This window comes from Sphingobacterium sp. 1.A.5 (assembly GCF_002734235.1).
In the GTDB taxonomy this organism is placed as follows: Bacteria; Bacteroidota; Bacteroidia; order Sphingobacteriales; family Sphingobacteriaceae; genus Sphingobacterium; species Sphingobacterium daejeonense.
This window is the reverse complement of the sequence record NZ_PEBA01000034.1, coordinates 295,877-307,704: the sequence shown is the minus strand read 5'-3', so window position 1 is coordinate 307,704 and position 11,828 is coordinate 295,877. Positions and strand designations below refer to the sequence as shown.

Below are 11,828 nucleotides of genomic sequence, written 5' to 3'. Positions count from 1 at the left end.
TGTAAAGGTTGAGAGACCAAAGCCGAGTGGTACTAATAGCCCGAAGCTTTCCAATGCGGATAGTCTGTTGTCCTCTCTCTTTTTAACATCCTTTCTTCCAATAACATGTCAATGACAGATCAGTCTGTCAAAAAGGTATTCAGGTGCCTATATCGGCGGTGTCCACCTCTTCCCATTCCGAACAGAGAAGTTAAGCCCGCCAGAGCCGATGGTATTGCCGTAACAGGTGGGAGAGTAGGTCGGTGCCTAATTTTATACGGAAGCCCGTTGTCCAGGAGGACATCGGGCTTTCCTGTTTTGTGGCGTTCCCAAAGGGTGCCCATGTACCGGGACCGGCGGCCGCCTTCGGTCCCTGAGCCGAAGGGCAGGCGCCGCACACGTTCCAGGTGATGGCCGGTGAGGACACCGACCATGGCGTCGGGGATACCTGCCACTGCGGTGAAACCTCATCAGTGTCGCATGATCATTAATGCTCAACCACGTAGTTACCGTCTCCACGGATCATCACCTTGACATGTTCAATGTCTATTTCACAGAAATAGTTTCCATCTCTTTCGAGATGGAATGACAAGATTGCCGAGAGGAAGAGGGTCGATTTTTGGGGAGATGGCTTGCGGCTCGCCGCAAGCCATCTCCCCAAAAATCGACCCTTTTTTAAAAAAAAAGCCCTGTCATTCCAGAGCTTTAGCTCTGGAAACTATTTTGTGGTTATAATAGCAGAATGGCATCGGGGTGTCACTATTATAGCAGGAAATTTAGCAAACATGCCACACCTACGGAGCTGGTGTTTGGGGTGACAATCAGATCTATAGATATTTCATGCCTACGGCATTTAAGATACATTTCATGCCTCCGGCATTTAACCCCGATGGGGTTTTTGGCTGCATGGCTATTTTTTCTATAATAGTAACACCCCTAGGGGGGTTGTCTGGCATCGCATGATCATTTCTAAAATAGTTACACCCCTAGCGGGGTTGTCTGGCATCGCATAATCATTTCTATAATAGTTACACCCCTAGCGGGGTTGTCTAGCATCGTATAATCATTTCTATAAAAGTTACACCCCTAGCGGGGTTTGTTGGGTTATAATGACATTTTTCTAGAATAGTGCCACCCTTAAAGGGAGTTGGTTCCCTATGGCTATTATGTCGATTGTCTGTTGTCTTATGTCTATTGTCTATTGTCTACAGATTTAGGTCCTGTCGCTTACTATCTCACATCTCATATCTCACATCTCACATCTATCTCCCCATTTATTAAACTAGTTAAACGTTTCTTTATTATTTCAAGGTTAATTTTGTATTTGTGTTACAAATATATTTTCGAGTATAACTTTAACCATGGTTTAAAATCATTTTTTAGTTAAATAATAATATTATTAATGAAACTGCTTAATTTTGTAGTGATAGGAAAGAATGTGGATATTCTCAATACCTTGAAGAGGTTGATTGAGAATAACACCGGGTGGACTGCTTATGTGATGGATGATGAAAATGAACTAAAAACTTATCTGAACAACCATCCTGTTGATGTTATTATTTTAAGTTCAGGCCTACCAGAGTTTACCGAAATTGGCATTAAGGCTTATGCACTATGTGTGGATGATCATATTAAGGTCATCCAACATTTCGGGGGTGGCAGCGGGCTTCTTAAGAATGAAATTTATAGTCTTTTCCCTAATTATGAATTTTAACCTTCCTGGTCTCATGTACATTCAAATAGTAAATAATGTTTGCAAGTATATTCAGTTGACCGCTGAACAGCAACAGATCTTTATAGATCATCTGAAGATTCGGAAAATTCCTCCAAAGACCATTCTATTACGGGAGGGAGATATCTGTCAGTTTGAAGGTTATATCTATAAAGGGTGCGTCAGGACGTTTTATGTCAATGAGAATGGTTTTGAAGTAACCATCTCCTTTGGTATTGAAGACTGGTGGGTAAGTGACATTGCGTCTTTCCATGATCAAAAGCCTTCCAAATTTTTTATTGAGACCTTAGAAGAAACAGAAATGTTGGTGTTGACACCAACTAGCAAGGCAAAACTCTTGATGGACTTGCCGAAATTTGAGCTGTTCTTCCGGCTATTGGTTCAGCGCAATCTTTCAGTCCTTCAGAATAGGTTGATCAATACCATTGCCCAAAAGGCACCAGAGCGATATTTGGATTTCTTAAAGCTTTATCCGAGTATCCCCTTACGCGTACCTCAATATTATATTGCTTCATACCTTGGAGTTTCAGCTGAGTTTGTGAGTATCATCAAAAAGAGACTTGCAAAAGGCTGATCATATTATTTTTTTTAATTGAGCCCGGACAATATGTTCGGGCTTTTTTATTTTTTACTAATTAAACATTTCTTTAACTAGTTCAATGGATTGGGGTTTTAGACGTCCTAATTTTGTTTCATCAAACAACAAAAGTAATGGACAGAAAGAATTTCATAAAAAAAGGTTTTGTAGGAACGGGGATGTTCGCAGCTACTGCAGCTTTAGGGAATATCCTAAAAAACGAAATAGAAGAACTAGCACCATTAGATTTTATTGGTTTCAACCATATTCCAAATACGGATTCTAATCTCAGTGACAATTCAGTAATTCATTATTCAACTACCAGAGGCAAGGCGGATCATGGGTGGTTGCTGAGCCATCATACCTTCAGTTTTGCCAATTATCATAACCCTGAGCGTATGCACTTTGGTGTATTGAGAGTTTTGAATGATGATGTTGTTGAGGGTGGAAAAGGGTTTGGAACCCATCCCCATGACAACATGGAAATCATCAGTATTCCATTAGACGGAGATCTGGAGCACAAGGATAATTTAGGAAATGTATCTGTAATCAAGAATGGTGATATCCAAGTTATGAGTGCAGGAACAGGAGTTATGCACAGCGAATTCAATTATAATGAAGATCGTCCTGTCAAATTCCTTCAAATATGGATCTATCCAAATCGCCGGAATGTAGCACCAAGATATGATCAACAATCTATAGATCAAAATTCACTCAAAAATAGATTCCAACAAATACTGTCCCCTAACCATGATGATGATGGCGTGTGGATACATCAAGATGCTTGGTTTCACTTAGGAGAGTTTGAGGCTGGTGTTATCAGTAATTATAAAATTAAGAAGTCAGGTAATGGTCTATATGTCTTCTTGATTGAGGGAAGTGCGCTGGTAGGTAATCAAAATCTAAATAGTAGGGATGGATTCGGGTTATGGAATATCAGCTCTATAGAAATAAGATCCACTTCACCATCTACCAAAATTCTATTAATGGAAGTCCCAATGATCCTTGGATAATTTATCGGATGGAAAATAAATTTCGCAAAAATACAATACAATAAACAAAATAAAATAACAAACGTTTAATAATTAATCAAAATGAAAAAAGTAATCTTAACAATTGCATTAGGTGTAGCTTCACTTATTACATTCGCTCAAAAACCAAGTCCTGAGCTTTTAAATCCGACGAATCATTCTTTAGTCTTAATAGATCACGAAGGTCAAATGGCATTTGCTACTCACAGTATTCCGATGAACGAGTTGAGAGACAATACTGGATTGGTTGCTGGTGCTTCCAAGATTTTCAAAATCCCTACTGTTGTTACTACTGTTGCGGAGAAGTCATTCAGTGGACCCGTATTTCCTGAGATTTTAGAGTTTTACCCAAATACAGCGGAGTTTATCGATAGAACTACGATGAACACTTGGGAAGATGTAAATGCTTACAAAGCAATTACCGGAAAAGGAAAGAAAAAGATTGTGATGGCAGGTTTATGGACTAGCGTCTGTGTTGTTGGTCCTGTAATGTCAGCATTGAATGATGGTTATGATGTTTATGTGATTACAGATGCTTCTGGAGATGTTACCAAAGAAGCTCATGATCAAGCGATCACAAGAATGGTACAAGCAGGTGCCAAACCGATGACATCAATTCAATATTTATTAGAGCTACAACGTGATTGGGCACGTCAAGACACCTATAAAGCAGTTAACGACCTAGTTGTTAAATATGCTGGATCTTACGGTATTGGGATTCAATACTCAAGAGAGATGTTGAAGCACTAACACTATTAATTCAACAGTAAGCGGGCATGGCAACATGTCCGCTTTAAAAAACCATACAATTATGTTAAAAAAAGCATTTAGTATTCTTGTGACGGTCGTATTGATCGCCCCAGTATTTGGACAGAGAGCAGACATTATCATTCGTAATGCTCAAGTCACTACTTTATCAGATGAAAACCCAGAGGCTGAGGCTATCGCTATCTCAGGGAACAAAATTCTGAGAACAGGAACAAACAGTGAGATATTGAAATTGAAGGGCAAAAATACAAAGGTTATTGATGCTGGAAATCGTCGTGTTATTCCTGGTTTATTCGATAGCCATAGCCATGTCATCCGCGGAGGACGCTTCTATAATACGGAATTGCGTTGGGATGGGGTAACATCTTTAAAAACTGCACTTCAAATGTTGAAAGAACAGGCATCTAGGACACCTGAAGGCCAATGGATTCGTGTCGTAGGTGGTTGGAACGAATATCAATTTGAAGAAAAACGACTTCCAACGCTTGAAGAAATTAATGCGGCCACAGGTGATGTACCAACATTTATCCTCTATTTATATGGTAAAGCATGGTTGAACAAAGCTGGTATAGCAAAATTAAATATCACTGGTGACACACCTAATCCTCCCGAAGGACTTATAGAAAAGGATGAACAAGGCAATCCGACAGGATTGTTAGTGGCTGAACCTAACGCATTCATATTATATTCTACCTTGGCAAAACTTCCTGAGCTTACTCCAGAACAAAAAGTGAATTCTACATTAAAATATATGACCGAATTAAACAGAATCGGTGTAACAGGTGTGATGGATGCCGGAGGAGGTTTTCAAAATTTTCCGGATGACTATGGAATAACCGATTCTTTGAACAAAGAAGGGAAAATTACGATTCGCTTACCATATTTCCTGTTTGCACAGAAAAAAGGGAAGGAACTGGAAGACTTTACAAAATGGGTAGGAATGGCAGATGTTGGTAATCATGCCAACAATAAATTCAATCAAATAGACTATTACATTGGTGGTGGTGGTGAAAACCTAGTCGCAGATGCTGCAGATTTCGAGAATTTTCTTTTTCCACGACCAGAATTACCAATGACATTGGAAACCAATCTGAAGGCAGTAATTAGATTATTAGCATTAAAGAAATGGCCGTTTCGTATCCATGCTACATACGATGAGAGTATTACGAGATTTTTAGATATCATTGAAAAAGTAGATGCTCAGGTATCATTGAAGGATAATATGTGGTTTATAGACCATGCCGAGACGATCAGTGAGGAGAATTTACAGAGGATAAAAAGTTTGGGTGGTGGTGTTGCTATTCAACATAGAATGGCTTACCAAGGTGAATTGTTTATTAAGAGATACGGCAAAAAACCAGCATTGGCTGCGCCTCCTATCAAAAGGATTCTTGAACTGGGTATTCCTGTTGGATTGGGAACAGATGGCACTCGGGTAGCATCCTACAATCCTTGGGTTGCTCTTTACTGGATTACAACAGGAAAAACCATCGGCGGAAACCAAGTAATGGCTGAAGAAAATATACTTGACCGGACCACTGCATTGCGATTAGCAACTCATAAAGGCTATGAATTAATCAAGGATGAAAAGAAGGGTAAGCTTGAAAAAGGATACTATGCGGATTTAGTCATTTTAGACGAAGATTATTTTAAAATTGATGCTGAAAAGATAAAGAATATTACCTCAAAATTGACTATTTTAGATGGCAAAATAGTATATGGTGATAGTGATTATCAGGAGGTAGCTCCCAAGCCTCTTTCAGTATTGCCGGAATGGTCTCCCGTGAAATATTATGGTGGCTACCAAAATCAAAAATAGATAGCCATTGTAAATCTTTTAAAGTAAAAAAACGATTTAAAAACATGGTTCGTTTGCGCCTATTTGGGATTTTATTATTGCTGAGCAATGGCATTGCTCTTGCCCAAGATCAACCTTCTTTTAAGCCTTTGCGCTATAATGAAGATTATAGTTACTTGGCAAAAGACAGTTCAAGAACATTTTATGAGGGGTTGAAATATATCCCATTTTCAAAGCAGAAAAGCGATAGTTATTTAAGTGTAGGAGGGGAGGCCAGAGGCCAATATTTCTATATTCAGAATGAAGATTGGGGCGACAGTGAAAATGACGGAGACGGTTATTTGTTGTCGAGGTTCCTGCTCCATACAGATTGGCGTTTTTCTAAAAATGTGAGGGCCTTTGTTCAAGTTCAAAGCAGTCTTGCGAGCAGTAGACCGATAACCACCCCGGTGGAGGAAAATCCGTTAGATCTGCACCAAGCATTTGTAGACGTATCAGCATTCGACACAGACCATTCTTCCATGACTTTTAGGGTCGGTAGACAGGAATTATCTTATGGTTCACAGCGGTTGATATCCGTCAGGGAAAATCCAAATAATCGGCAAGCATTTGATGCTGCAAAAATCATGTATAAGACAAAAGATGTAAATCTAGATTTGTTTTATTCTCATTACGTTCTTGCAAAAAAAGGTGTTTTCGATGATGGTTTTAATAAAGACACTCGTCTATGGGGTGCATATTCAACTTTCAAATCCGTCCCGGGTTTAGGTGGTATCGATGCTTATTATCTTGGATTCTATAAGAAATCGGCATTATTTGCTGATGTCAAAGGAAGAGAATTGCGTCATTCTGTTGGATCTCGAGTTTTTGGAGGATTAGATTCTTGGAATTATGATATTGAAGGGCTTGTGCAATTTGGAAAACTGGGCAGTTCGAAAATCCTGGCTTGGACAGCTTCCATCAATACTACATATTCATTTGATGATGTTTTTCTTAAGCCTGAAATTGGTTTGAAAGCAGAGCTTATCAGTGGTGATCAAGGTGAAAAGGACCGTGTTGGGTCTTTCAATGCGTTGTATCCCAAGGGCGCATATTTTGGATTGGCAGCATTGATTGGTCCATCAAACTTAGCTGAATTTCATCCTTCCATCAACTTCCAGCTCGCAAAGGATTTAGAATTCTCTGTAGATTATGACTTTTTCTGGAGATACAGTAAAGCAGATGGGATTTATGGTGTGAATATGGTTCAGATTTATGATGATGGTGGAAGCCAGAACAGACATATAGGAAATCAATTAATAGGCGCTCTTTTATATAGTCCTAATCGTTTTTTAACTTTTCGTGGTGAATTTACATGGTTCCAAGCTGGCGACTATATAAAAGATGTTAGTGCAGGCAAGGATATTTACATCAGTGGACTTACAGCACAGGTTAAATTTTAATGATTTTTGTAAGTCTTGATTTTGGTATCCAAGACAATAATTATAACTTCCGTTTCTAATCAAAAATTAATGGATTTTTAAATATGAGAAGTTATATTCTACTGTTTACATGCCTTATCTTAGGTTTTTCCGTGCAAGGGCAGCGTATTCCTTTTGCGGATAGCACAATTGTTACAAAGCACAATATAACAGCGAACGGCCAAAAGTTTGGCTATACAGCTGCTGCCGGTACACAACCCATTTGGGATGATAATGGTAAGGTCCTGGCGACAGTTCATTTTACTTATTATACCCGTGATGGGATTAGCAATCGGGAGAAGCGCCCTTTGGTTATCTCTTTCAATGGCGGTCCAGGTTCCGGCTCCGTGTGGATGCATTTGGCCTATACAGGTCCTAGATTGTTGAACATTGACGACGAAGGATATCCTTTGCAACCTTACGGTGTAAAAGAAAATCCATACACGATTTTGGATGTTGCCGACATCGTTTATATCGATCCGGTAAATACAGGGTATTCACGTATTCTAGATGAGAAGGCTGACCGGAAATTATTTTTCGGAACCAATGCCGATATCAAATATCTAGCAGAATGGTTGAACACTTTTGTAACTAGAAATAATCGTTGGACATCACCTAAATACCTAATCGGAGAGAGTTATGGTACAACACGCGTTTCAGGTTTAGCATTAGAACTTCAAAATGCTCAGTGGATGTATTTAAATGGTGTTATTTTGGTTTCACCGACTGAGTTGGGGATTAAACGTGATGGCGCTGTTGCCAAGGCAAATATTTGGCCTTATTATGCAGCAACAGCTTGGTACCACAAGAGATTAACACCTGAATTACAGAATAGAGACCTAAATGACCTATTGCCTGAAGTTGAACAATTTACTCTCAATGAACTCCTACCGGCGATAGCAAAAGGTTCGAGTATTTCTGAGGATGAAAAAGCTGCAGTAATTAAAAAGATGGCCAAGTATTCAGGCTTGTCTGAAACTGTTATTGCTCAAAATAATTTAGATATTCCGACTTCCCTATATTGGAAAGAACTAATGCGGGACAAGGGTCAAACTATTGGACGACTAGATTCAAGGTACATCGGCTTGGATTTCAGGGATGGTGGTGAGAGACCGGATTACAATGCTGAGTTGACCTCATGGTTACATTCTTTCACACCGGCTATTAATTATTACTATGCCAACGAATTGAATTATAAATCGGATGTCAAATACAATATGTTTGGCAATGTTCATCCTTGGGACCGAAGCAATGATAATACAGGTCTTAGCTTAAGGCAAGCTATGGCAGCAAACCCTTATTTACATGTCATGGTCCAATCTGGGTATTATGATGGGGCATGTGATTATTTTAATGCAAAATATAATATGTGGCAGATGGATCCTTCAGGAAAACTTTCATCAAGGATGAGTTTTGAAGGGTATCGTAGTGGCCACATGATGTATCTACGAAAGGAAGATTTAATTAAGGCCAATGAAGATATTCGAGCCTTTATTAAAAAGTCAACGCCTGCGGCAGATCAAGCAGCAAAATATTAGAAAAATCATTTGAGCCAGTTCAATAGGACTGGCTTTTATATAATTCATGACATGGAAATAAAAAGTTTCATCCTATCTATAATCTTTTGTTTCGGAACTACCTACGCTCAAGATCTCATTAACGACACCGAAGCTGTACACAATTATTTAAAACAGGAAAAGAATAAAACGATTCAATCTTTAAAGACTGATACCAAATATCAGTATGAACTTCTGAATCATCTCTTAGATTTAGGGGAGTGGGATTTTGTTGCAAATGCAATAAAAGATTCAAAAACCTTAAGCAATGTTGAAAGTGCTTTGCTGAACTTCAAAATAACTTGGTTGAACAATGATTTTCAAGCTGCAGAAAATATTTTGAACGGTCTTAAAGCTAAAGAAAGAGAAAATTTAAAAGTTCAGGCTTCATTTGCGCTGTTGGAAATTGAAGCTTGGGAATTGGACAAGGCAGAAAAACTGAGTCGGGAGTTATTAGCGAAAAAGCCTAAGGACATTGACATAAGCTTGATACTTGGGCGTTCTCTAATGCTTCAGAAAAAGTATGCTGACGCGTTAGCTCTAGCGAATAATTTAATTCAAGAACATCCTAAGAATGCCTCGGGTTATTTTTTAAAAGCTGACGTGTTTTTTTGGGATCAAAAGCCAAAAGAGGCGGAAGAAGTTTTAAAGGAGGGTTTAAAGATAAATCCATTAAATGCTGATGCACGATTTTATTATGGTTACGCCATATGGCGAAGAATCGATGCTACCCAATTAAATGACATGGTTGCACAGTGGGACATCGCTTTGGCTCTAAACCCATTGCATTTTCAATCACATTGGCATTTGGGGAATGGCCATACGAATTTGACCTTTGCGGATTATGTAGATGAAAATGAAAAGCAAATTCGTCAAGAATTGGAAGCTGCAGATCAATTGTTTACAAGCAATCAAATTGATGCCGCATTAAGAAAAGTAGAAGAAATTGAAGCTTCCCATTCAAAATCTATATTACCTGCTATGCACAAAGCATCTTTGCTGTACAGTGATTTTGATGCTTCAGATAGATTAGCCAGGTTAACGAGATCTGAAAAGATATTCTTAGACATTTTAAACCGGAAAAAGCATTATGGCCCTGCTCACAATGGATTAGCTGCTGTTATCAAATCAAAACGAATTCCATATCTGAAGACATACGATAATATCATGTCATCTCTAAGAAATCCAAAGATCAACAATATGGATGATTTTTTGGAAATATTCCCAGATGTTGCCTACTATCCGGGGAATGTAGCTAAAGGCATGGCATGGAATCAATTGTATACATCGACTGTTTATTTTCCATTCTTAGTAAAGCAGCACCGATTATTTGTTATTCCGCCGCTGCATGTTGATTTGGCCTTAGCTATGAAAGCACCTTATTTTAGATTCAATTCTACCTTCGACAATAGACAATGGATGGATATTAGAGGGGTAGGTTCTGGTGCTGCAGCGATAGAATATGTGGAGCGCGGAGCATTTGAGGAACGAAATGTACTATTGCATGAATATGTTCATTTATTTCATGGACAGGTTTTGACAGATGGACAAAATCGTAAGATTCGGGAGCTGTATTACAATGCTATGGAAAAAGGCCTGACATTGGATTATTACTCACAGAACAATGAATCAGAATATTTTGCCCAAACTTATCCTGCTTATTTCGAAAAGGTGAAAGTTCATCCATTAGATTTTAAATCAATGAACACCTTGAATGATCTAAAAAGTAAGGATCCTGAAATGTATCGTTTTTTGGATGAACTGATTACGAATGAAAAGGCTTATTTGGCAGGGGATAATAGTGCTATGGCCTCCAATTGGTCCCAGGTTTATGTAAATCTAGCGACTAACGCTGCGAAGAATGATCTAAATGAAGCTTATAAATATTTAGATACGGCCTTACAATATGATAGCGATTATTTGCCAGCCCATATTGCGTATGTTGAAAATTTAGTGGAAGAGGGAAAATATGAGGATGCCGAGATACGTCTTGAGGCTGCAAAGAAAATAGATTCGGAATATGCACCTATTTACAGTACGGAAGCAGACTTAATCATAGCGAAGGATCCAGAGAATTATCAAGCTCAAGCAGAATTGCTTAAAAAAGCCTATGATTATGAAAAGGATTATATGGAAAAGGCACAGAATTCATTTAAATATAGGAATTCTTACTTCAGAAGGGGTAAGCTTAAGGATGCCTTGGATGTGGCAGAGGAATATATGAAGAATGGATCCGAGATTTCTACTTATTTGAGGGATCGAAAAGATGAATCGAAGGCATTCAGCGCTTGGCAAAAAGCTTTATTGGGAAATAAAGATCAAGTGGCAGTTTTGAGTTATTTGGCCTCTCAAAAACCACAAAACTATAGCATTCGTACGCAGCACATTGAAGCATTAATTGCAAATAATGAATATGAGGAAGCATTGAAGAATCTTCAACAGATTAATCGAACCTTACAAGCTTCCCAAGTCAACCGTCCTGAGTTTGAACTGTTGTTTGCTGAAGTTTATTCCAAATTAGGTATGACCAGTGATTTGGCTATCTATTTAGAGAAATTGATGGTTAGAGGCGGAGATCCAGCAAGATTGGATCCACTAAATAATCAGCGATTAATAAGGTTGTTGGTTGCAAATGATAGAATAGAGGAAGCTAAAACATTCCTTAAGAAGCTAAATCCTGAGAATTCAATATTTTATAAGTCTTCAGAATTGGTCAGTAAAGCTTTGATAAACATAAAAGCAGGAGAAAATTTGGAGGCTATCAAACTATTAGATAATGCCTTGAAAATTTACCCATATCAAATTGATGGCTTAAGATTATTGAAGGATTTATCTAAGATCGATAAAACTGCAGATAAAATTTTAACCCAGCATTTAAAAGAGATGGAGATTTCTCCAATTTTATAGCATATTTGCATATTAAACTA

8 protein-coding genes and 1 rRNA gene are annotated in these 11,828 nt (G+C 38.4%); all 9 read left to right on the top strand.

Annotation, left to right across the window (positions count from 1 at the left end):
- Positions 1-139 precede the first annotated feature (139 nt).
- A 5S ribosomal RNA gene (gene rrf / locus CRT24_RS14100) occupies positions 140-251 on the top strand.
- Positions 252-1,381: 1,130 nt separating this feature from the next.
- Entirely contained in the window at positions 1,382-1,693 is a 312-nt protein-coding gene (locus CRT24_RS14095) for a hypothetical protein (protein ID WP_099371850.1), read from the top strand.
- A gap of 13 nt (positions 1,694-1,706) precedes the next feature.
- Positions 1,707-2,285 carry a Crp/Fnr family transcriptional regulator gene (locus CRT24_RS14090; protein ID WP_099371868.1) on the top strand — a complete coding sequence of 193 codons (579 nt, stop codon included), beginning with the start codon at positions 1,707-1,709 and terminating at the stop codon, positions 2,283-2,285.
- 137 nt (positions 2,286-2,422) lie between these two features.
- Complete coding sequence (locus tag CRT24_RS14085) at positions 2,423-3,301, top strand: pirin family protein (RefSeq protein ID WP_099371849.1); 879 nt, start codon at positions 2,423-2,425, stop codon at positions 3,299-3,301.
- Positions 3,302-3,382: 81 nt separating this feature from the next.
- A complete protein-coding gene (locus tag CRT24_RS14080; protein WP_099371848.1) occupies positions 3,383-4,069 on the top strand; it encodes a hydrolase in 687 nt (228 codons plus the stop codon).
- A 61-nt stretch (positions 4,070-4,130) separates the two neighbouring features.
- Complete coding sequence (locus CRT24_RS14075; RefSeq protein WP_099371867.1) at positions 4,131-5,906, top strand: amidohydrolase; 1,776 nt, start codon at positions 4,131-4,133, stop codon at positions 5,904-5,906.
- A 44-nt stretch (positions 5,907-5,950) separates the two neighbouring features.
- Positions 5,951-7,327 carry an alginate export family protein gene (locus CRT24_RS14070; RefSeq protein ID WP_197734307.1) on the top strand — a complete coding sequence of 459 codons (1,377 nt, stop codon included), beginning with the start codon at positions 5,951-5,953 and terminating at the stop codon, positions 7,325-7,327.
- 83 nt (positions 7,328-7,410) lie between these two features.
- Positions 7,411-8,883, top strand: a complete 1,473-nt coding sequence (locus tag CRT24_RS14065; protein ID WP_099371846.1) for a S10 family peptidase — start codon at positions 7,411-7,413, stop codon at positions 8,881-8,883.
- A 51-nt stretch (positions 8,884-8,934) separates the two neighbouring features.
- A complete protein-coding gene (locus CRT24_RS14060; protein WP_099371845.1) occupies positions 8,935-11,808 on the top strand; it encodes a lipopolysaccharide assembly protein LapB in 2,874 nt (957 codons plus the stop codon).
- Positions 11,809-11,828: the final 20 nt, after the last annotated feature.